Raw genomic sequence first — 22,436 nt, forward strand, 5'->3', positions numbered from 1 at the left:
CCTTATAAATACTGGGCAATTTCGGCTACACTTGCCGAATATTGAATAACCCCATGATACCATTGTCAGCGACTATGAAGCGAGTTTCTCGCCCACTCAGGGCATCTTCAACTGCAAAAAAATCACATTCTACCCACGCAAAAGCGAAAGGCGGACATATTCGCATTATTAGCGGTCAATGGCGGGGAAGAAAGCTACCGGTTCTCGACGCAGAAGGTTTACGCCCTACCACCGACCGAAATAAAGAAACCTTGTTCAATTGGCTTATGCCTTATTTGAATGACGCAAAGTGCTTAGATGTATTTGCAGGGTCTGGGGGCTTGGGGTTAGAAGCGCTATCGCGCTATGCCCTTTCTTGTGACTTTATTGAATTAGATAAATCGGCAAGTACACAGTTGAAAAAGAATTTGGCGTTGTTAAGCGCTAGTAGTACACAAAATGCCAACGTCCATCAGGGCGATGCCTTAGCAATTCTACCCACTTTTTCAGGTAAAAGTTTCGACATTATGTTTGTCGACCCGCCTTTTAACAAAGGACTGGTTGAACCAACCTTATCGGCTATTGCAAGCAATAACTTATTGTCTAACGACGGGGTACTATACGTAGAGCACGAATCAACCCTTGCCCCTATTACCTTGCCGAACCACTGGCAAATTATAAAAGAAAAGCGCACATCGGCGCTTTGCTATTATTTGATAAAGGCAGAGTAGTAAAACGCTTTGTCTCGCGATAAACGCGTTAAGCCCTTACCACGAAAACGTTACGCCAAATCGAGCCCTATATTCGAAATACCTTCTTCTAGCGCAATCGCTTTAAGCGCATCAGCCGTGCTAGCAGGAGACTTTCCTGCTTCAACACAATCAAGTAACGCTTCTTGCACTGCAACTTCAAACACCATTAGTGGGTGTTCTTTTACGGTTTCGTCATCAGCTTCTCCGCTTTCTAACAAGTATGCCTCTACACTACCTTGAGAAAGCTTGCTAACGACCACCGCACCTTGTGGGTCATCGCCTGCAATAAGGTTAAGCACCGCGGCCAACCCAATGGCGGCATCAATAGCCGGATACACGCCATAGGTATCAAAATCGCTAGTATCGGGCGTCGCCACTTCCACTTTTTCAAGTTGTACTGCAAGATTGAACTTACTTTTAGGTGCTTTAACCGACTCCCATACAAGATTGAGACAATTACGAATACCTTCTTTATCACCAAATTCGGTAACCTCACAGAACAGCTCGTAATTAGGGATCATTCGTTCAAGCAAGGCTGCGCTAAACGCAACTGCTTTGTATCCTTCAAGCATGCGCACACGCCCAAATGTATTAAGTTTTTGCTTTGCCATTAATTAGCTCCGGTGGCATGCATAAAGTATTGAGTAGCACCATCAAGAAGCATTTGAATGGCTATCATGACGAGGATCATCCCCATTAATCGTTCCATAGCAATTAGACCACGTTCGCCTAATAGCTTATGAAACACATTTGAAAACATCAAAATTACTGCACTTATTAACCATGCGGCGCCAAGCGCAAGTGCCCAGTCAGACATACGATCTGGGTTTTGGTTTGCCAGAAGAATGAGAGCCGCTAATGTTGAGGGCCCTGCAATCATTGGAATAGCCAGCGGCACCAAGAACGGCTCTTCGCCAACGGCGAGCCCACTAGGGTTACCAGCTGACGGAAAAATCATTTTAAGCGCAATCAAAAATAAGATAATACCACCAGCAATGCTGACCGTTTCTTGTTCAACATTGAGGAAATTTAATACCGACTGGCCACTAAATAGGAATAAAAATAAAATTCCTAAAGCAAACAGTAACTCTCTGATAAGAATCATTTGCCGTCTTCGGGGTTCTATTGACTTTAAAACCGACATGAACACAGGCAAATTACCAAGAGGATCCATGATCAAGAATAACATGACGGCTGCTGACCAAGTATCCATTTTTTCTTATTCTCCAATAACTTGCTGAGTATCACCGACTGCAAGAATACTTTTTATATCTATCATTTTCTGCATTGTACAAAAAAGCATTCGTAATTTGTCAATTTTAGGCTTAAATATTAACTATAACGCTTTGAAACCGTTGCGGACAAAAATACATCTAGTGCAAAGCTTTAAAATTGAGCTATTCTCATATTTCTGTATTGAGTCATTTTATTATTAATGTACCTCAATAATTGAGCGCACCGAGGTATCGCAGCGGTAGCGGCGCTTACAACGAGAGTAAATTTAAAAAATAACGTTGGGAACCAGCAGAATGAGTTTGATGACTGTAAAAGAAGTAGCGGCCTATTTAGGTGTTCAGGAAGTAAGAGTAGAACGCTTAGAAAGAGAAAGTCTATTGGTGGCAAAAGAAAAAGACACTGACGGTAATGCCTTGTTTGATAGCGCAGATGTAGAGCGCTACAAAGTGCTTGCTGAGCGCTTGGGCGGTATTTAATTACCCGCAAATATTTATCTGAACAGATAAACTGAATTAAGTGATGTCGCCACCTTAGGGTGGCGTCATCCGTTTACGACTTATTTAAAGTCTTGAAGCATTCTTGCAATGCTTCGAATTCCTTTGGCTGTTGCACCTACTGGCATTTCTGCTGTTGCACCGCCATGATAAGCCGCCGCTAAATCTAAGTGCACCCAACCTTTTCCTTCGGGGTTTACAAACCGAGATAAAAAGCCTGCCGCGTTAGAGGCACCGCCGCCACCGCCGCCTTTCATTGGTCGGCTGTTTGCGGTATCTGCAAAGGCAGATGGGCAACGATCGGCATGAAACGATTCAATCGGCAGAGGCCAAAAACGTTCGTTTTCAGCGTTTGCTGCCGCTAGCATTTGTGAACGCGCGCTGTCATCCATTGAAAATACTGCGTGGTAATCAGAACCTAACGCCACCACGGCGGCCCCTGTTAATGTGGCTGCATCAATAATTAATGGCGCGCCCGTTTCCGTTGCTGCCATTAACCCATCAGCCAATACCAAACGCCCTTCCGCATCGGTATTAACCACTTCAACGGTCACGCCGTTTTTATAGGTAAGTACATCTCCCAATTTATAAGCATGCCCACTGATTAGGTTTTCTGCACAGCATAAAATGAGCTTCAAACGCTTACTAATACCTTGGCTAATGGCCAAGCCTAATGCACCGGTTACGGTAGCGGCACCGCCCATATCGCATTTCATATCAAGCATACCTTCACTTGATTTAATGCTGTAACCACCACTGTCGAAGGTTATACCTTTCCCTACCAGAACCGCTTCAACAGGGGCATCAGGATCACCGGTTGGATTGTAGTCTAGCTCTAACATCACAGGCGGGCGTTCACTGCCTCTGCCCACGTTATAAATACCTGTCCAACCAGCATCTTTTAATTCTTCACCCACTGTCATGGTATAAGACACATGCTCTTTACCTAATTCAGACAACCAAACTGCTGCACGCTGAGCTAGGGTTTCAGGGCTTAAATCTTCAGGCGTATCGTTCACTAACTGACGGGTAAATAGTAAAGCAGCGTAGTTTTGCTCTAGCCACTGCTTGTCGTCGTTGTCTGCCCATTTGATAGTTGAAGGATTGCGCGCTCGGGTAAAACTTAACGCGAAAGCCCATTGTTGCTCTTTGGTCCACTCGCCTGTTAAGGCCACTTCGGGAATATTTAACCCATCAAGCTTACGCGCCACTTGCTGAATGGTACGTTCATTCTTTCCACCCTGGCTGCTATCACCATCAGATAGATGGATTACTGCACCATTTTCAGCAAAAGAGAGCTTAGTATTTTCTCCCCACGCACTATTGGCTTTATCTGAGGATAAGCTTACGGTAAATTCTGCCATTACGTTTTAATCCTTATATATTTTTGCGTTTCATTGCTGGGGTAGATGTTTAGTTCTAGCAACGCAATGCATGTAAATTCATGTCGTTATAGGCCAATTGTTATGTTTTTTTCGCCATCACTACTACGTGGCACCTTAATTAAACGCTATAAACGGTTTCTTGCCGACGTAGAACTTGAAGACGGCTCAATAGTGACTGCACATTGCCCTAATACGGGGGCGATGACAGGATGCGCCGAACCCGGCTACACCGTCTATTTGAGCGAGTCAGACAATCCTAAGCGAAAGTTAAAATATACTTGGGAGCTTGCCCAAACCTTCGAAGGCGATTTCATTGGCATTAATACTCACAATGCTAATAAATTGGTGGCAGAGGCACTAAATAACAAGGTCTTGTCTGCATTTTCTGATATTAATCATTGGAAAGCTGAAGTAACACCGCCTGGCGGTAATAGTCGTTTCGACTTTGCCTGCGGTCAAGATGACGCTCTTGAGTATGTTGAAGTGAAATCTGTCACTCTGGCGCGGGGAAACCAAGGATATTTTCCTGATGCGGTAACCGCCAGAGGTGCAAAACATTGTTTAGAACTTGCAGAACTCTCTCAACAAGGTATAAGTACCTGCTTATTATTTTGTGTTCAGCATACGGGCGTGCATTCTGTACAAGTAGCGCGAGATATTGATCCTGTTTACGCCGACGCCGTAAATACCGCGGTCGCATCAGGAGTTAAGTTCCTCGCAGCAAGCTGTTCAATTGATGAACAAAAAATAGTTATAAATCAAACACTACCAGTAAACGTGTGAAAAATAGGTTGATTTTTTTCATTTCGCCTTCATATTTGCGCCTTGTTTTACTGGAAGAACGTGAAATACGTAAACTAGTAACAGTGCTGACTTATAATCAATATCATCAGCATAATAATTACATAGACACGAGCAATTGCTTGTAATGAACGGCTTTGATTTAGTTAATCGATTCATTCAGGACAAGATGGATGTCGTAGTGTAGGAGATGTGGCAGATGCCAACAGGAAAAGAGACAAAATCCCTAGGGCTATTAGCACTAGCAGGATTGCAGCCGTACCAGGCTACCGCTGACGAAGAGTACATGGGCGAGCCGCAAATGGAGCACTTCCGTTTACTGCTTAAAGCATGGCGCAACCAACTTCGTGAAGAAGTTGACCGCACCGTTACGCACATGAAAGACGAAGCAGCAAACTTTCCAGACCCGGTAGACCGCGCTGCGCAAGAAGAAGAGTTCAGTCTTGAATTACGAACTCGCGACCGCGAACGTAAATTGATCAAGAAGATTGAGAAGACGCTTAAGCGTATTGAAGAAGATGACTTTGGTTTTTGTGACCAATGTGGCATTGAAATCGGTATTCGTCGCTTAGAAGCTCGTCCTACCGCCGATTTATGTATCGACTGTAAGACCATGGCAGAAATCAAAGAAAAGCAACTACAGGGTTAATAAACCTTCGTAGTAAGTTACACGCCTCTTAGTGTTTACTATAGGGGTGTGTAACAGTATTTCTATTAATGCCTTCTAAAATCGACTCCTCACCTCTATATGTCGGCCGCTTCGCGCCTTCGCCGTCAGGGCAACTTCATTTCGGCTCTTTAGTTACCGCGCTCGCTAGCTACCTCGATGCACGTTATTTTAACGGGCAATGGTTAGTTAGAATGGAAGACATTGACGCACCTCGATGTTTACCTGGTGTCGATAGCGATATTTTGCATACTCTTGAATGCCATGGCCTTCACTGGGATGGTCCCGTTTTATATCAACAACAGCAGCATGCAAGGTATCAGGCAAAACTTGATAGCCTGCTAGCAGACAACTCAGCCTACTTTTGTGCCTGTACTCGCAAGCAAATAAAAGCAAATGGCGGGCACGATAATCACTATTGTCGAGAACTAGGCCTAACCGCTCAGGCAGTGTCCGAATCAGCGCCAAATACCCGAGGCTTAGCAATTCGTTTAAAACTCGATTGCCACTTAAGTGCCTTCGATGACGGTATTATGGGCAGGGTCGATAAAACAGGGGCAATATCTAAAGCCCATTCAACATCCACTGATTTAACTTCATCTAGCTTTGCCGAAGCGGAACAACACAGAGACAAAAGCAGTAGCAGAAGCGAAGATGGCTCAATAAGCGCTGGCGAAGTATCACCATTAAGCGCAGCACCAGAAGATGTTGTGATTAAACGCAGCGATGGGCTTTTCGCCTATAACTTTGTAGTAGCATTAGACGATGAATATCAGGGTGTAACAGACATTATTAGAGGCAGCGACCTTTTAAATGTCACCCCGCTCCAACGCGCTATTTATCGTTCATTAGGCTGCAATGTGCCACAATATGGGCATATTCCGGTTGCGGCTGTGACGCCAGGGCGAAAGTTGAGTAAACAAAATCATGCTGCCCCCATTAACAACAAGAATGTGCTGGAAAATATCGTTAATGGCCTGTCTTTTTTAGGCCAAGGTGACTATCACGCGAACGAATTTGAAAATGCCACACAACTGCTTACTATGGCAATATCGCGCTGGGATAGGAAATTAGTACCTAAAATAGCCGAAATTATTGTGGGCGAGCACGAATCCACTTATTATAGCCATCCTTTATAACCTTCGGAGACTTCACCATCATTCATCGTGTTTTCAATTCTGTTAAGCGAGCCTTTACTAAGGAACATACCGCTGACAATGTACTAGAGCCTCGTGTTATGACTCGTGGGGAGCACGGCATCTCTCGCGAAGACGTGAGCCCTAATGCGTTGAAAGTCATGTATCGCCTTAACGGAGCAGGCTTCGAGTCCTATTTGGTCGGAGGTTGTGTTCGCGATATTTTGATGGGACATGAGCCAAAGGACTTTGATGTGGCCACCAATGCCACACCGGAACAAATTAAGGGGCTATTTAGAAATTGCCGTTTAATTGGCCGTCGTTTCAGACTCGCTCACATTGTATTTGGTCGTGAAGTAATAGAAGTAGCCACTTTTCGTGGCCATCACAGCGAAGAGCCTGAGGCCAAAGAAGTACCGAAGAACAAAGCAGTGTCGAAACGAGATGCCCATGGGCAACTGGTCAGAGATAATGTTTTTGGCAGTATTGAAGAAGATGCCGAGCGCCGCGATTTCACATTTAATGCCATGTACTACAGTGTGGCTGATTTCACGGTAAAAGACTTTGCGAATGGTCTAGAGGCAATTGAAAAGCGTGAAGTACGTTTAATTGGCGACCCTGAAGTTCGTTATCGTGAAGATCCAGTTCGAATGCTTCGCGCCGTGCGTTTCGCGACTAAGCTTTCAATGCGTATAAGCGACGACACTGCTGCACCAATCAAGCAGCTCGCGAGCTTGCTAAATAATATTCCGGCCGCTCGACTATTCGAAGAAACCTTAAAGCTGTTCTTATCTGGTCAAGGTGAGAAAACCTTTTTGATGCTGCGAGAATACGGCTTAATTGCACCTTTATTCCCGCAACTTGCGCCGTTTATCGAAGACGAAAACAGCCGTGAAATGCAGTTTGTACGAAAAGTACTGCAAAACACTGATGAAAGAATTAATAACGATCAACGGGTAACACCCGCATTTTTGTATGCAGCATTACTTTGGTATCCGTTAGAAGAACGCGCGCAAATTATGCAGGCAGAGTCTGGCCTAAGCGCCCACGATGCTTTCAACCTTGCATCAACTGAAGTGATTGCGAAGCAAACCCAGCGCATTATGATCCCTAAGCGTTTTTCCACAGTCATTCGAGACATTTGGATTTTACAGCAACGCCTTCCTAAGCGCTTTGGCCGTCGTGCCTTTCAGCTGTTAACCCACCCTAAATTTCGTGCCGGTTACGATTTTCTATTAGTTCGCGGGCAAGTTGAAGGCGGAGCCCTATTGGAGCTAGCCCAGTGGTGGACGCATTTTCAGCACGGCGAACCTGGTAAGCAAAAGAAAATGTTAAACGACTTACGTCGCCAAGAAGGTGATGGCCCTAAACCAAGAAAGCGTAAACGCCGTCCAGCATCGAGAAATACTGATGCATAAAGAGCACGTTTATATTGGTATTGGCAGCAACCTAGGCGACCCTGTTCAACATGTTGAAGACGCCTTTATTGCGCTGGGTCTACTTGAAGGTACTCGCGTGCTTACGTGCTCATCACTGTATTCTAGTAAGCCTATGGGTCCGCAAGACCAACCGGATTACATTAACGCGGTATCGCTAATTGAAACTACGCTAGCGCCAGATAAATTGCTAAGTGCATTACAGCGCACCGAACACGATTTTGGCCGAGAACGTAAAGGGCAGCGATGGGGCGCAAGAACGCTCGATTTGGACATTTTACTTTACGGTAGCCAAACAATTTCTACGCCTGATCTTACCGTGCCACATATTGGCATGTCTGAACGTGAGTTTGTGCTAGTTCCTCTCTTTGAAATAGCTCAAACTATGGTCATGCCTGACGGAAAACCCATCTCTCACTGGGTTGCTAAATGCTCACTTGATGGCCTTAAACGCCTGCGCGCTTCCATTTAGCTTCAAAATCCGTATAGTTCGCCACATTACTCTTTCCCTGGAAGGTTGCTATGAAGAAAATTACTGTTTCTGGTTTGCTTAAGAAGAAGCAAGCCGGCGAAAAAATTACCTCACTAACAGCTTACGATGCCAGCTTTGCTAAAATGTTTGATGAGCAAGGTATTGATGCCTTACTAATTGGCGATTCGCTAGGTATGGTGCTTCAGGGAGAAAGCGACACCTTACCGGTGACCATTGAAGATATTGAGTACCATACGCGCAGCGTAAGGAAAGGTACCGAACGTGCCTTCGTGTTAGCAGACATGCCGTTTATGTCCTACGCGACACCAGAACAAACTTTTTTGAATGCAGCTAAGCTCATGGCAGCAGGTGCAAGCATGATTAAAATGGAAGGCGGTAGCTGGTTATGCGAAACCATTCAGGGTTTGAATTTGCGTGGCGTGCCTGTATGTGGTCATTTAGGGCTCACGCCACAGTCGGTCCACGTTTTTGGCGGATTTAAAATACAGGGCCGTGAAGCCGACAAAGCAGAAAAACTGCTAGCAGAAGCGAAAGCGCTTGAAGCTGCAGGTATTCAGCTACTCGTGCTAGAGTGCGTACCGTCTTCATTAGGCAAAGCCGTAAGCGAAGCATTGACTATACCGGTAATTGGTATTGGCGCTGGAAATGATACAGATGGCCAGATACTGGTAATGCATGACATGTTTGGTATTAGTGCCAACTACATGCCTAAGTTTTCAAAAAACTACCTTGCCGAGACGGGCGATATGCGCAAGGCGGTTCAGCAGTATATTGCAGAAGTACAAAGTGGTGCCTTCCCGTCCCCTGAGCACAGCTTTGAGTAACGAGGTTTAAATATGAAGGTTGTTGACGACATTGCGTCATTACGAAAACTAACTACTGAATGGAAATTCAGTGGTAGCACTGTTGGGTTTGTTCCCACAATGGGAAACCTACACAACGGGCACTTAAAACTCGTTAAACGCGCCAAGGCACATAATTCCCGAGTGGTAGTGAGTATTTTTGTTAACCCTATGCAATTTGGTGCTAATGAAGATTTAGATGCATACCCACGTACCATTGAAGAAGACAAAGCCAAGCTTATTGAAGCGGGTGTTGATGCAGTATTTTTACCCAGCGTTAGCGATATGTATCCAGGCGGGGTTGAACACCAAACGGTAGTAGAAGTACCCGACATTTCGGATATTCTATGTGGTGCAAGTCGTCCAGGGCATTTTCGCGGTGTAGCCACGGTAGTGAGCAAATTATTTAATATGGTTCACCCCCATGATGCTTTTTTCGGGGAAAAAGACTTTCAACAATTGCAGGTTATTCGCACCATGGTGCGCGACCTTTCTATGGGCGTAACCATTCATGGCATTCCCACCGAGCGTGATGTATCTGGCTTGGCCTTAAGCTCGCGTAACGGTTATTTAACTGATGAGCAACGTCATACTGCGGCTACTATTTACAGTGAAATGACATCACTGAAAGCCCGTATAGAAGCAGGCGAAAGAAATTATGTCGCATTAGCGGCAGACCTCGCAGACATCCTAACCGACTCAGGCTTTAAAAATGACTATGTGCATATTGTTAATGCTCAAAGTCTAAAGCCTGCGAAAGAAACCGATGCACACTTAGTTATTTTAGTGGCGGCGTTTCTGGGTAACACCCGTCTTATCGACAACCTCCAAATTCACGTTTAGGTATCGGTGTAGGCATAGGTATAAGCTTGTGTAAACTCAGATATAGGCGCTGGTATTGATAACACGCTTTACACCATACGTTATCAATTACCACCACAAAAAAAGCCCCCGTATTCACATGCGGGGGCTTTTTTGTATCTGTTTTTATCTGCTAGTAATGCGTCTTTCTAATAACCTAAATAGTCAACCCGATTTATCAGGCAACAGGTATCGTCTCTATCATCTTCACCAACTCTTTATAAAGTTTAGTGCCGGTAGCGATGACGTGCTGCTCGTTAAGTATATTACGTAAATCCTGTGTGCTGGTAAGTGGGTTCGCTAGCACCACCCTAAATACAGTAATACAGTTAGTGGGGTATTCTGGCGCTTCTAAGCGCGTACGAGAGACAAAAGACTTCCCTGCCTCCCGTTGCTGCTTCTGTACAATTACAGTTAGCCTATCAAGCTTTTCGTTAATCTTATCTTTAGTGGCTTCATCCGCATATTTAAGCTTTTCTTGCAGGCCAGCGGGACAAACTCGATACGTTAGCAATGAGAGTGTAGGTGACGTAGTCAGTTCAAAGTCAGGGTGCTTTGCAATCATATCTGCAAAGGTGCCTGCTTTTTCGATGCTTCTGTCGATTAATAGCTCATAGCCCCTGCGCCCAAAGATATGCATGGCAGAATATACCATCATGGCCATGCCGTTACGCGAACCTTCAAGCGTAGTCGCACCTAAATCTTTAGAGCCTGCACGCAGAATGTATTGTGCATGATGGCGCACTGCATTGGCATCTTCAGGGTTTTTAAACAACGCCATACCTGCGCCCATTGGCACATACATTTGTTTATGGGCATCAATTGTGACCGAGTCAGCACGCTCAATGCCTTTTAAGCGATGTTTATATTGCGATGAGAACAAGGTTGCCCCACCCCACGCGGCATCCACATGGAACCAGCATCCTAATTCTTTGGCTACGTCAGCCAATTCGTTAAGCGGGTCGACATGCCCTGTTTCCGTAGTACCACCAACGCCAACAATGGCCAGTAACTTATTGCCTTCTTCCTGATAACGTTTACCCGCGGCGAGTGCTTTTTCAGGGTCGAGAGTTTGATTCGGCGCAGGTAATGATAATAATTGATCGCGACCTAACCCTAACGCATCCACCGCTTTTGATAAGGAGTAGTGCCCACGCTTACTACACATAACGCCAAGATGATTAATATCGTGGAAACGATAAGCCGCAGCAAGCCCTGCTTTTGCTACACCGGCAAACCCCTCTTGCGGGCCCAAAATTTTATTTCTAGCGACCCACAAAGCGGTAATATTGGCAATAGTTCCACCAGAACAAAAGGCGCCTAAAGAGCGTTTGGCGCTGTGTAAGTGACTATCGTAGAAGTCTTTCGATTCGTCATAAACGAGATTATGCATCATGCCTAGCACTTGACGCTCAAGTGGCGTGAAGGCCTTTGAGGTTTCTATTTTCACTAGGTTCTGATTAAGCCCCACCATCAACTTAGACAGGGGCAAATGAAAATAGGGAAGCGCGGAGGTCATATGACCGATAAACGTAGGCGAATAGGTATTTACCGAATGGGCAACCAATTTATCGAGTAAGCTTTCAGCATGGGTTGAAACAAACTCTGGCGATTCAGGTACTTTTGAATCTGAGAAGTCTTTCTCAATTTCTTCTAGCGAGGTTTTTTTGGTAACAACGTGCTGCGACAAAAAATCTAAGATATTGTCAGATAAATGCTGTTCAATTTGAGCCATCTTTGAGTCTTTGTGTTCAGGCTTGGTAAAGACCCTAAACAAGTGCTCTAGACTAACTTGCGCTTCACCCACTCAACCGACCTCACTTTGAAATGACTCTTTTTCAAGAAAATACAACCCAACTTCGTTGCCTACGCTGAAAGCAATCATAATACTTTCAGGGTCACGAACTTTACCTCAGATTGCCCACTACGCCAAGCGTATCCCGATGATTTGACCGTGTATCAGTACAAGATATTTTGTGGTGATAATTCACTATCAATACAGTGAAGTAATCTAAACTTCTCAAATTATGACGGGTAGTGCTATATTTTGCCTATACATACGAATAAAAATAAAGGCTGTAATGTGCCAATAAGAGCCGTAAGTAAAACCGTGTCTATTAATGATATCGTACCCTACTTTCAACCTATCATGGATTTAAGGTCGAAGCGTGTGTGGCGTTACGAGTGCTTAGCGCGTTTAATTACTGCCGAAGACAAAACCTTTTTGCCTAGCGAATTTCTCTACCTAATTGAACGAGAACAACACGTTAAAGCGCTTACCGAAGCCATGTTCTGCCAAAGTGCCCGTTACTTCCGCCATGTACAAGTACCTTGGAGTATTAATATAAGCGCGCGAGATTTACTAAACGACAACCTGGCTGACACGCTACTTTCCCATTTAACAAATTACCCAAACCCAGAAAGAGTCAGCATTGAGATAAGTGCAGCCAGTGCATTAACCCACCCAGCGTTAATGCAAGCGTTTGTTGAGAGAAGCGCTGAGGCAGGGCTTGGCGTTTTCTTAGATAATGTGGGTGAAAACCCCGGCAACATTAATGCAATATTAAATATGCCGATTAAGGGCATTAAGTTAGCCGGTGGCTTGATAAGCCACTATGAACAAGACGAGGCGGTGCAGGATTACGTCGATAATTTGCTTGAACTTTGCCAAGTGCGCGCTATTAGCGTGGTAGCAGAACATATTGAAACAGATTTACTGCTTGAAAGTGTAAACAAACTGCCCATTCAGTACGCGCAAGGCTATGTCTTTAGTCCTCCGCAACCGAATACCCCCCATCACTAGGCGCGGGTGCTGTTCTCTACTATTCTACGCCCCGCCATCGGCCTCTTCTGAATAGCAATTAAGCGACCAGCAGTGTTGGCCGCTAGCGCGATATTTGCGTTCAAATGGGGTCATGGCATTATCAGATGTAATTTCAGTTAAATTCGACACCAAGCCGTAATGCGTAGCAGCTTGAGCAAACTCCATTAAGTAAACCAACCAATTACTACGCACTTCAATATTCGGGGTGATCGCCATTAAATCGGCCATGGCAGCACTACCGTGCCAGCGCTTTTGCACCTGGGTTTTCTTCGGATAAGGGTTTGGATAGAACAAGCAATGCTGGCTTACCTTCCAATTTGCCCTATTAACCAAACGCCAAAAGTCATTCACATCGGCGCGAATAACCCGATAATTATCTTGCCCCGCTGAATAATGCTGATGTTTGTCCACCCGCTGCGCCGATTTATCTAAGCCAATAACACGGCAATCAGGGTTCGCTTTAGCAATATTTGCTGTGCTTTCACCCACGCCACAGCAAGAGTCTAAAATAATATCGCCGGTAAACCCGTCAAGCCATTCGGTTGCTTCATTGAAGGCGAGCTGCGTATGCTCGCCAATGGGGCGCTGATTTTCAGACGACTTATAACGCTTTACTAAATCATCGAGCTTTTCGTGCACACCTTCTTGATTCGTTGTGATGCTTCGGGAGTTGCCGCTAGCCATTAGCTACGTATTCCTTTGCCTGTTTTCAGTAGGTAATAAGCAACAGCGAACAGCACAATATTAAAGCCCACTAATAGTGCTAACGATAAGGTAACGTCAACATCTGAAACACCTAAGAACCCGTAGCGGAAACCATTCACCATATACACAACAGGGTTGGCCTTGCTCACCCACTGCCAAAACTCTGGTAATAAGCTAAGTGAATAGAATACGCCGCCAAGGTAGGTTAACGGCGTTAATACGAAGGTGGGTACAACACTAATATCATCGAAAGTTTTTGCAAAAATGGCGTTAATTAACCCTGCCGTTGAAAACAATGACGAGGTCAGTAGTACGGTAAGAATAATGATACCGATATGATGTATTTGCACATCAACGAAGAACAGCGATACCAAGGTAACAATAATGCCAATTAGCACAGCCCTTGCTACACCGCCACCAACGAAGCCTAGAATGATCACCGACGTGGGCACCGGAGAAACCAATAACTCTTCAATGTTTCGCTGAAATTTCGCACTGAAAAAAGACGACGAAACATTTGCGTATGAGTTGGTGATAACCGACATCATGATCAAACCTGGAACAATAAACTCCATGTAAGAAAAGCCGCCCATTTCGCCTATTCGGTTACCGATGAGGCTGCCGAAAATCACGAAATACAAACTCATGGTAATAGCGGGCGGCACTAAGGTTTGGATCCAAATGCGTAAAAAGCGAGTGCACTCTTTTATCCAAATAGTGGTTAGCGCCACATAGTTTTGCTTGAACCAGCCAATCTTTTCTTCCGACTGTGTGTTTGCTTGTGAATTCATGTTCAACCCTCTGCCTTTGCCGTTTCAACCAAACGCACAAACAGCTCTTCTAATCGGTTTGATTTATTACGCATACTCAGTACTTGTACCCCTTGCTCGGTCAACTGAGCAAAAACAGGGTTTAACCCTTCTGCCTTTTCCACATCGACTTCCAAAGTATGGTCGTCGAGTAAACGGCTTTCGTAACCTGTCAAAAGCGGCTTTTGCTGACCAAGGTTAATGTCCAGCACGAAGGTTTCTGTGTTCAACTTCGACAATAAAGCCTTCATGCTGGTGTTTTCCACAATGGTGCCTTTGTTAATAATGGCAATATTGCGGCACAGCATTTCTGCTTCTTCTAGGTAGTGTGTCGTTAAGATAATGGTAATACCTTGGCGGTTAATCTCTTCTAAGAAGCCCCACATTGAACGACGGATTTCTATATCGACACCAGCGGTTGGCTCATCAAGTATTAATAAACGAGGCTCGTGCATAAGGGCGCGAGCAATCATTAGTCTACGTTTCATGCCACCTGATAATTCGCGAGCTCTGGCATCGCGTTTTTCCCATAAATCGAGCTGAGCCAAATACTTCTGTGCCCGTTCTTTCGCAATACTTCGGGGCACGCCATAATAACCCGCTTGGTTGAGCACAATTTGCATCACGGTTTCGAACTGATTGAAGTTGAATTCCTGTGGCACTAGGCCAATACATGCTTTGGCTTGCTCTTTTTGGGTATGAAGGTCGTAACCAAAAACCGATACCTTGCCATCGGTTTGATTAACCAAAGAACTGATAATACCGATAGTGGTAGATTTACCCGCGCCATTCGGCCCAAGTAAAGCGAAAAAGTCCCCTTTATCGACAGTGAGATCTACGCCTTTAAGTGCCTGTACGCCACCTTTATACGTTTTGGTTAAGCCTGATATATCCAACGCTTTCATGTGCTACCCGTAAGTTGCTCGTAATTTGATGCCTCCGTAAATGGAGTGCTTTGTAAATCGAGAGCCCTTTAATTCGAGGACCCTGTAAATCGAATAATTTATTAAATCAGTTTGCCGCAAGTTGAAGTAGCTACCATCTGCCATAATACACCGACAACAGTAATAATATGACGGTATACCTACCGTACGCGTGTTTTAAGCATAGTGCTGGCAAATGCTAGTAATTCAACCCTTCCTGCAATAAGGGTATTCAATGCCCATTCCACTCATGCTATCACTAATTCAAAGACGAAATATAAAAGGGGGTAATTATGTCACACTTATTATCCTGTCTGCCTGCCACTCTCCTGAGCTTGCCGATTATTTTACTGTTTTTGTCGATTTGTTCATTGAAGCCCAATACATTCTTTTATCGATATTGAATATTTCTGCTCTGTCTTTTACTGACTGTTTTACAGACTATTCGGAGAGCTAAGGACTTTCGCGGCCAAGCAAAAATAAGAAGTGAAATAGATAAAGAAGATGTAACCGACAGTGGAAGGTATAAAAAAGCACTGTACCTAATTGGGGGTTAGGCACAGTGCAAGGGGTTGGCGTACCAAAGTGAGTGATACTTGAGTTAATCTGTCTTCCCAAGCACAGGTATAGTTAACCAAGCAGACAAGGCAATATCAGGGCACAATAATGGAAAAGCTATTTTGTTTAATGGCAAATATGGCGAAAAGCGGGCGACTTTATGGAATTTGCGTCGAACTCAGGCACGCGCGCTTTTGCCAAGGTATAGTAGTGCCAAGAATGATTGAGAGTAGATCCCATGCCTAAAACAATTGCGCTAGTAGAAGATGATGCCGCTATAAGAGAAAACTACCTTGTTGCCCTAAGGGCACAAGGCTACAAAGTTAATGCATTTGAAGATCGCCCCTCGGCTACTCAGGCGTTTAACGAAGCATTGCCAGATTTAGCCATCATTGATATTGGTCTAAAAGAAGAAATGGAGGGCGGTTTTTTGCTATGTCAGCAACTGCGAGGTTTGTCGCCCACCTTGCCTATAATCTTTTTTACCGCCAGAGACAACGACGTAGATACCATTAGCGGGCTTCGCATGGGTGCTGACGATTACTTAACTAAAGATATCAGCATGGCACACCTACTTGCTCGTATCGCCGCGCTTTTCAGACGAAGCGATTTAATGTCGGCCCCTGTCGAGCAAAAAGACGAACTTCGTATAGGCGAATTAAAAGTGGATGCCTCTCGTATGACAGTAAGTTGGAGCGGCGAACCTGTCGCCCTGACAGTGACAGAGTTTTGGATGCTACACGCGCTGATTAAACATCCAGGCCACGTTAAAAGCAGACAACAACTAATGGATGAGTCGCGCATGGTGGTAGACGACACCACCATTACTTCACATATAAAACGTATGCGCAAAAAATTCATTCAATTAGACCCGCAATTCGACCACATAGATACCGTTTACGGTATGGGATATCGATGGCAATTGTAGGGTATTGCTAGCATGCGATTAAGGTTCTCCATACGCTTACAGCTGCTTGTGTTGTCGCTGTTCTTCTTTGCCATTCCCTACCTTGGCTATAATTACGTATGGGAGCTAGAGCAATACCTTCGCACAGGTCAAGAACAAACCATGATAGGTACGGCCAGGGCGGTAGCAACAGCGCTACATGAGCGCCCTGCCTTATTCGACAGTGAGTCGGCCTATTTAAAAGACGTACGCCCGGGCACTGATTTATACGCCCCGCCCATTCCTTATCCTATCCAACTTGATGGTGAACTAAACGATTGGCAACAAGTTGACGACTTGCTTACCCACTATGGCGCTAATGAAATTGTTGAGCGCTTTACTAACCTTCACACTAACGACGAAAACCAGGGCGCCGCCAGCGAAGATAAGGACGCCGCTAGCGAAAACGAGGGCACCGCTAGCACAGATAAAGCGATTAGCCTCTCTTTCGAGCATATGGTAGGCCGATATGATCAGTTTCTGTATGCCATGTTTAACGTCACCGACGACGCCTTGTTGTGGCGACAGGCAAATAGTTTAAGTGTGGAGCGGGGTGACCATTTACTTATTGGTATGCAAACCCCAGCAGGTCACTTAGCACGATACGTAGTAGCCCCTTACGAAAGTGGCTGGGTAAATGCGTTTAAATTAGCTGAGTCTGGCACAACAAATCGCGCGGTGGAAAATGCGTTAAGTATTCAAGGTCGCTGGCAAGAAACCGCTACTGGCTACAATATTGAACTTCGCTTTCCCCTTTCCATGACCTCTGGCGCACTCGCCTTCGCCATTGTCGATGTGGACGACCCTCTAACTAGGCAAAAACGCTACGCCATTGGCACCGCTAACACCAACAACATTGATGAACTAGGTACGGTGGTAACCCCGTCACCTGAAATTGAGCGCATATTAGCAGGGCTAAAATATGCCGACTCACGCGTATGGGTGATAGATAATCACAAGCGGGTATTGGCGCGAGCAGGCGATATACAAACGGCCTCAGGGCTAAATACTGCCAAAAGAGAAGCAAGCGAAAACCCGGTATGGCGCTGGGTAGAAACCCATTGGCTACTGCCCTTGTATTACCATATTCTCACTAAGCCACCGGCCGATTTTGTGGATGAACTAGAGGATGCTTATGCGTTGGCGGGCCGAGACATTGGCTTAGCCCTTAATGGTCAACCGGATTCATTATGGCGCTTAACGCCAGATAACAAAGCCGTGGTAGTGTCTGCTGCTTACCCTATCTTTATTGAGGGCGCGGTAATGGGCGCAGTGGTGGTGGAGCAAACCACTAACGGTATACGCACATTAAGAAACCGGGCCTTAGAGCAGCTATTCCACGTTATTTTGGCAGTAATGTTACTGGGCACGCTAGGTTTATTGCTTTTCGCTAGCAGAATATCCAATCGTATCAGGCGGCTTCGAGACAACACCGAGGCAATTATTGATGCTAACGGTAAAATTGTAGGCAAACTGCCTATTGCCAAAGAGGGTGATGAAATTGGCGATCTGTCGCGAGCGTTTTCTGATGTTTTATTGCGACTACAGCAATATAACTCCTATTTAGAGAACATGGCTTCTCGGCTTTCCCATGAACTTAGAACCCCAATAGCCGTAGTGAAATCATCCCTTGATGCGTTATCTCAGGTTAGCGCTCAGGCGAATACGCAACAAGATGTTTTCGTTCAACGTGCCCAATCCGGTATAAGCCGGTTAAGTTCTATTTTGAATGCCATGAGTGAAGCCACACGATTAGAACAAGCCATTGCGCAGGAAGATGTGACAACGTTCAATATGATTGACGTAATTAAAGGCTGCGTGGGTGGGTATCAACATGCTTATACAGACAGGCAGTTTTCACTATCTTGTTCACAAGACACAGCGATGCTAAAGGGCGCCCCCGACCTTATCGCGCAAATGTTTGATAAAATTATTTCTAACGCGGTCGATTTTAGTCAACCCGACGACATCATAGATGTAGCCGTTTATACCAAAGACAAAAGAATTATCCTCACTGTGAGCAACCCTGGGCCCCTATTGCCCGAAGGCATGAAAAAACAACTCGTACAATCGATGGTATCGGTTCGCCCTGAGTCTGAGGCGCAATCAGCAGGTTCACCGCATCTAGGTTTGGGGCTCTATATCGCTGACATTATTGTCGCTTTTCATCAAGGTACGCTCACCCTGGCCAATCGAGATGACAAACGCGGAGTGATTGTTTCCGTTAACTTCCCAAAGATCTGATGCGCTACGCTATTTGAGGTGGTTTGAAAACCACCTTCCCTTTGGTGTGATATCCCCTTTTACGCAGCCCTTTAAGTTTTTCTAAAAACCCTCTAAATAAATAACGCATGAGAATTATTCTCATTAGTATTTACATTCATTTACTACTTGAATACACTTCGATGCCTAAACACACACAGGGAAAACACACACAATGAAAAATAAAACGTTAACGATGGGCGCACAAACCATTGCTGCGGCCTTAGCTTTCGGACACGGTGCTGCTTTTGCACAAACACAAGAAACTGAAATCTGTAAAGATAAAACAGAAGCGGAATGTAAAGCGCAACAAGACGAAATTGAGCTAATTCGCATCCATGGTGTTCAGCAATCTATCTATCGCTATGACAAGTCTGGCGATCCTCGTCGTTTAGCCGACCTTGTTGATACACCACAAACCATTAGTGTTCTTACACAAGACCAAATTCAAGAAAGTGGTAAAACTGACCTTAAAGATATTCTTGCTGCGCAAGCCGGTGTAACTCTTGGTACAGGTGAGAATGGTAATGCTTTTGGTGATCGCTATGTAATACGTGGCCACGAAGCACGCAGCGATGTTTTTGTTGATGGCTTGCGTGACCCAGGTATGACTACTCGTGAAAGTTTCGCCACCGAGCGTGTTGAAATTACTAAAGGCCCAAGTTCAACATTTGCGGGCCGCGGCTCATCAGGCGGTGCGGTAAACAGCATTACGAAAAAAGCCTCTACTAGCTATAACTTTGGTCGTGTTGATGCCGCCATTGGTACCGATGAGCACACGCGCTTAACGGTAGATTTGAATAAGACCTTAACGGAAAACAGTGCAATTCGTGTTAATGCACTCACGTCTCAAGAAGACAAGCCAGGTCGCGAAGGCATTGAACGTGGACGTGATGGTGTTCAGCTTTCTTACGTACTAAACCCTAACGACAGATTGTCTTTCATTGGTGATGTTTATTACCTTAATGCAGAAGATAAACCTGACTTAGGGAGCTACTACGACCGTGATGCGGGTTATCCGTTAGAAGATATTCCTGTTTATGCACAAGATGACGACTTCCAAAACTCAGAAGTCACCACTTTTACCTTCCGTACCGAATACGAAATTAGCGACAATGTTCGTTTTTATAACGCGACTCGTGCAGGTAACACTGAAAACGAATACGTAACGACCGGGATGAGTGCAACAACCCGTGATGATTCTGATGAAACAGCACCAGGTGTAGATACACTTCGACTTAGCACGCACCAAGGCTGGCAAGAAGTAGATTACTTCACGACTCAATTTAACCTTTTCTGGGACACGTCATTTGCAGGCTTAGATCACCGTTTAGTATTTGGTTTTGAGTACAGCGATGAATCGGTTGATAACGGTGTTTTTGATATTGAAAACTTAAATACTAACTGTGCAATTGGTGGTCGTCGTGGCGTATCACAAAGCTATTGTATCCTTGATGGTGATGGAAACCTTATCGATAACATCGGCTCATTAATGGACAGAACCATTGAACGTGGTGATGAAGATGCCCTTTTCGATATTGAAACCTATGCCATTTACGCCATGGATACCTTTGCGTTAACCGATAAGTTAGACGTGTTCTTTGGCCTACGTATGGATAGCTACGACTATAGCAACCAAACAAGTAGCGACCTTTATGAGTTTTCTGATGAGTTGTTTAACGGACACTTAGGTTTAGTATATGACATTACTGAACATGGGAATGTTTACGCCTCTTACAGCACAGCAACAAACATTAATGGCGGCGAGTCTGACCTTGGTGCAAACTGTGGTTACGGTGGACTATGTGGTACGCCTGAACAAGCTGCGCAAGCTGATCCAGAGCATGTTGAAAACATCGAAATTGGCACAAAATGGATGCTATTTGATGAGAAGTTGATGGCAAATGCATCAATTTTCCGTATCACGAAAAGCGATGTACATGAAAGTATCGGTGAAGATGACTACTCAACTATTGGTACATTAAACACGGGTGAAAACCGAGTTGAAGGTGTTGAATTTGGTGTTAGCGGTGATATTACTGAGAAGTTTAGTGTTCAAGCCTCTGCCGCCTTCATGGACTCAGAAGTACTAGACTCATTCACAGAATCTAACATTGGTCTTGCATTAAGTAACTTTGCTGACGAAAGCTTCTACTTACAACTGCGTTATCAACCCAATGAAAAGTTCGCTTTTGGTGGTGACTATACGTACAAGTCTGAAATGTTTGGTGGCCAACCTGACACTGCGGCAGGTTACAATGCCGATACGGGTGAATACTCAATTGTCGTTCCTGACTATCAAGTATTTAACTTGTTTGCGAACTACTACGCATCTGAAAAACTAACGTTCCGTGTTAATATCGGCAACTTGTTTGATGAAGAATACTGGACTGCAGCTTATCGCTCTGGTGCCTTCATGTACATTGGTGACGGCCGTAACGTAACCGGTACGGTAAACTACGAGTTCTAAGTTAGTTTAAAGAGAAACACAAAAAATGATCATTATTGATAACCTACTAGACGCCGACCAAGTAGAGCAATATCGGGCTGCTTTAGCCGATGTACCATTTAACGATGGAAAAGCAACCGCAATGGGCATGGCAGCAGGGGTTAAAAATAATGGTCAAGCTGACGCGCAGCACGCTACGGTTCAAGCCCTTGCCAACAACTTGTTGGCAAGCCTCGGCAACCACCCGCAAGTAGTCTCTGCTGCGCTACCTCAGCGCATTTTCCCTCCTTGTTTCAATCGTTACAGTGAATCACAAACCTACGGCTATCATGTAGATGCGGCAATCATGCGCATTCCCAATACCCCCGATGTTTTGCGTAGCGATATGTCGATGACGGTGTTTCTATCTAGCCCAAGCGATTACGAAGGCGGAGAGTTGGTTATTCAGACGGGGTTCGGCGAGCAGAAAGTTAAAGGTAACCTAGGTAGCGCAGTACTCTACCCTTCCTCAAGCTTACATAAAGTTACTCCGGTAACTCGCGGCGAGAGAATTGCTGCTATTACGTGGATGCAAAGCATGATTAGCGACCAAACCATTCGTGAAAGCTTATATGAGCTAGACCAAAGCATTCAGTCTTTGGTGCAAGGCGGTAAAGCCAACAGAGAAGAACTCGATAAACTTCATCACGTATACCACAACCTCATTAGAAAATTCTCTATCGTTTAAACTGGACAAAACCTTACCCGTCGCGCAAGGTTATTCTTGTAAGTATGTTTTGACTGTGTTGCTGTTACCAGCAGTATATTGTTAAACGTTTTCCCAGCTCATTGGCATGAGACGCTTAGAATACTGTGAAATAAACCAGCTTTACCTCCGG

Annotated in this window: 22 protein-coding genes; 15 read left to right on the top strand and 7 right to left on the bottom strand. The window is 44.9% G+C overall.

Features of this window, described 5'->3' with window-relative positions:
- Positions 1–53: 53 nt before the first annotated feature.
- Complete coding sequence (gene rsmD, locus ALT761_RS18155) at positions 54–710, top strand: 16S rRNA (guanine(966)-N(2))-methyltransferase RsmD (protein ID WP_129740242.1); 657 nt, start codon at positions 54–56, stop codon at positions 708–710.
- A gap of 50 nt (positions 711–760) precedes the next feature.
- Here the strand turns inward: rsmD and ALT761_RS18160 are convergent, their stop codons facing one another.
- Together ALT761_RS18160 and ALT761_RS18165 are read right to left on the bottom strand one after the other, a co-directional pair.
- A complete protein-coding gene (locus tag ALT761_RS18160; RefSeq protein WP_129740243.1) occupies positions 761–1,342 on the bottom strand; it encodes a YjaG family protein in 582 nt (193 codons plus the stop codon).
- Positions 1,342–1,944: a YhgN family NAAT transporter gene (locus ALT761_RS18165; RefSeq protein WP_013786294.1), complete on the bottom strand. Its 603-nt coding sequence runs from the start codon at positions 1,942–1,944 to the stop codon at positions 1,342–1,344. Before ALT761_RS18165 ends, ALT761_RS18160 begins: the two co-directional genes overlap by 1 nt.
- A gap of 316 nt (positions 1,945–2,260) precedes the next feature.
- Between ALT761_RS18165 and ALT761_RS18170 the strand changes: the two genes are divergently transcribed.
- On the top strand, positions 2,261–2,443 hold the full coding sequence (locus tag ALT761_RS18170; RefSeq protein ID WP_013786295.1) for a MerR family transcriptional regulator: 183 nt from the start codon (positions 2,261–2,263) through the stop codon (positions 2,441–2,443).
- An 80-nt stretch (positions 2,444–2,523) separates the two neighbouring features.
- Here the strand turns inward: ALT761_RS18170 and pepB are convergent, their stop codons facing one another.
- On the bottom strand, positions 2,524–3,825 hold the full coding sequence (gene pepB, locus ALT761_RS18175; protein WP_129740244.1) for an aminopeptidase PepB: 1,302 nt from the start codon (positions 3,823–3,825) through the stop codon (positions 2,524–2,526).
- 102 nt (positions 3,826–3,927) lie between these two features.
- Here pepB and sfsA point away from each other — a divergent pair, with 102 nt between their 5' ends.
- From sfsA to panC, 7 genes are all read left to right on the top strand, one after another.
- On the top strand, positions 3,928–4,629 hold the full coding sequence (gene sfsA, locus ALT761_RS18180; protein WP_013786298.1) for a DNA/RNA nuclease SfsA: 702 nt from the start codon (positions 3,928–3,930) through the stop codon (positions 4,627–4,629).
- Between the two features lie 217 nt (positions 4,630–4,846).
- Positions 4,847–5,296: an RNA polymerase-binding protein DksA gene (gene dksA / locus ALT761_RS18185; protein WP_013786299.1), complete on the top strand. Its 450-nt coding sequence runs from the start codon at positions 4,847–4,849 to the stop codon at positions 5,294–5,296.
- Positions 5,297–5,364: 68 nt separating this feature from the next.
- Positions 5,365–6,453, top strand: coding sequence for a tRNA glutamyl-Q(34) synthetase GluQRS (gluQRS, locus tag ALT761_RS18190; RefSeq protein ID WP_129740245.1), 1,089 nt, complete (start codon positions 5,365–5,367; stop codon positions 6,451–6,453).
- A gap of 98 nt (positions 6,454–6,551) precedes the next feature.
- Positions 6,552–7,868 (top strand): polynucleotide adenylyltransferase PcnB, encoded by a 1,317-nt coding sequence (gene pcnB / locus ALT761_RS18195; RefSeq protein ID WP_013786301.1) that lies wholly within the window; start codon positions 6,552–6,554, stop codon positions 7,866–7,868.
- The gene (folK, locus tag ALT761_RS18200; RefSeq protein WP_013786302.1) at positions 7,861–8,358 is read left to right on the top strand and encodes a 2-amino-4-hydroxy-6-hydroxymethyldihydropteridine diphosphokinase; all 498 of its coding nucleotides are present in this window, start codon (positions 7,861–7,863) and stop codon (positions 8,356–8,358) included. The genes pcnB and folK overlap by 8 nt, the downstream gene beginning before the upstream one ends.
- 50 nt (positions 8,359–8,408) lie before the next feature.
- A complete protein-coding gene (gene panB, locus ALT761_RS18205; RefSeq protein WP_129740246.1) occupies positions 8,409–9,203 on the top strand; it encodes a 3-methyl-2-oxobutanoate hydroxymethyltransferase in 795 nt (264 codons plus the stop codon).
- A gap of 12 nt (positions 9,204–9,215) precedes the next feature.
- A complete protein-coding gene (panC, locus tag ALT761_RS18210; protein WP_013786304.1) occupies positions 9,216–10,064 on the top strand; it encodes a pantoate--beta-alanine ligase in 849 nt (282 codons plus the stop codon).
- A 196-nt stretch (positions 10,065–10,260) separates the two neighbouring features.
- Here panC and panP read toward each other — a convergent pair whose 3' ends face one another.
- Positions 10,261–11,889, bottom strand: a complete 1,629-nt coding sequence (gene panP, locus ALT761_RS18215) for a pyridoxal-dependent aspartate 1-decarboxylase PanP (protein WP_129740247.1) — start codon at positions 11,887–11,889, stop codon at positions 10,261–10,263.
- A gap of 276 nt (positions 11,890–12,165) precedes the next feature.
- Here panP and ALT761_RS18220 point away from each other — a divergent pair, with 276 nt between their 5' ends.
- Positions 12,166–12,885: an EAL domain-containing protein gene (locus tag ALT761_RS18220; RefSeq protein WP_129740248.1), complete on the top strand. Its 720-nt coding sequence runs from the start codon at positions 12,166–12,168 to the stop codon at positions 12,883–12,885.
- A gap of 24 nt (positions 12,886–12,909) precedes the next feature.
- Here ALT761_RS18220 and trmB read toward each other — a convergent pair whose 3' ends face one another.
- The 3 genes from trmB to ALT761_RS18235 are packed head-to-tail and all read right to left on the bottom strand — an operon-like array spanning position 12,910 to position 15,325.
- On the bottom strand, positions 12,910–13,590 hold the full coding sequence (gene trmB / locus ALT761_RS18225) for a tRNA (guanine(46)-N(7))-methyltransferase TrmB (RefSeq protein ID WP_126871724.1): 681 nt from the start codon (positions 13,588–13,590) through the stop codon (positions 12,910–12,912).
- Positions 13,590–14,402, bottom strand: coding sequence for an ABC transporter permease (locus tag ALT761_RS18230; protein ID WP_126871723.1), 813 nt, complete (start codon positions 14,400–14,402; stop codon positions 13,590–13,592). Before ALT761_RS18230 ends, trmB begins: the two co-directional genes overlap by 1 nt.
- 2 nt (positions 14,403–14,404) lie before the next feature.
- On the bottom strand, positions 14,405–15,325 hold the full coding sequence (locus tag ALT761_RS18235; RefSeq protein ID WP_129740249.1) for an ABC transporter ATP-binding protein: 921 nt from the start codon (positions 15,323–15,325) through the stop codon (positions 14,405–14,407).
- Between the two features lie 253 nt (positions 15,326–15,578).
- On the opposite strand from ALT761_RS18235, the gene ALT761_RS18240 reads away from it, so the two are divergent.
- The 5 genes from ALT761_RS18240 to ALT761_RS18260 all read left to right on the top strand — a co-directional run bounded on the left by ALT761_RS18240 (position 15,579) and on the right by ALT761_RS18260 (position 22,285).
- Entirely contained in the window at positions 15,579–15,800 is a 222-nt protein-coding gene (locus tag ALT761_RS18240) for a hypothetical protein (RefSeq protein WP_129740250.1), read from the top strand.
- Between the two features lie 339 nt (positions 15,801–16,139).
- A complete protein-coding gene (gene pdsR, locus ALT761_RS18245; protein ID WP_129740251.1) occupies positions 16,140–16,829 on the top strand; it encodes a proteobacterial dedicated sortase system response regulator in 690 nt (229 codons plus the stop codon).
- Between the two features lie 12 nt (positions 16,830–16,841).
- Positions 16,842–19,091, top strand: coding sequence for a proteobacterial dedicated sortase system histidine kinase (gene pdsS / locus ALT761_RS18250; RefSeq protein WP_129740252.1), 2,250 nt, complete (start codon positions 16,842–16,844; stop codon positions 19,089–19,091).
- A 193-nt stretch (positions 19,092–19,284) separates the two neighbouring features.
- On the top strand, positions 19,285–21,579 hold the full coding sequence (locus ALT761_RS18255; protein WP_129740253.1) for a TonB-dependent receptor: 2,295 nt from the start codon (positions 19,285–19,287) through the stop codon (positions 21,577–21,579).
- Between the two features lie 25 nt (positions 21,580–21,604).
- Positions 21,605–22,285, top strand: coding sequence for a Fe2+-dependent dioxygenase (locus ALT761_RS18260; protein WP_013786313.1), 681 nt, complete (start codon positions 21,605–21,607; stop codon positions 22,283–22,285).
- Positions 22,286–22,436: the final 151 nt, after the last annotated feature.

This window comes from Alteromonas sp. 76-1 (assembly GCF_900654235.1).
GTDB classification, from domain to species: domain Bacteria; phylum Pseudomonadota; class Gammaproteobacteria; order Enterobacterales; family Alteromonadaceae; genus Alteromonas; species Alteromonas naphthalenivorans.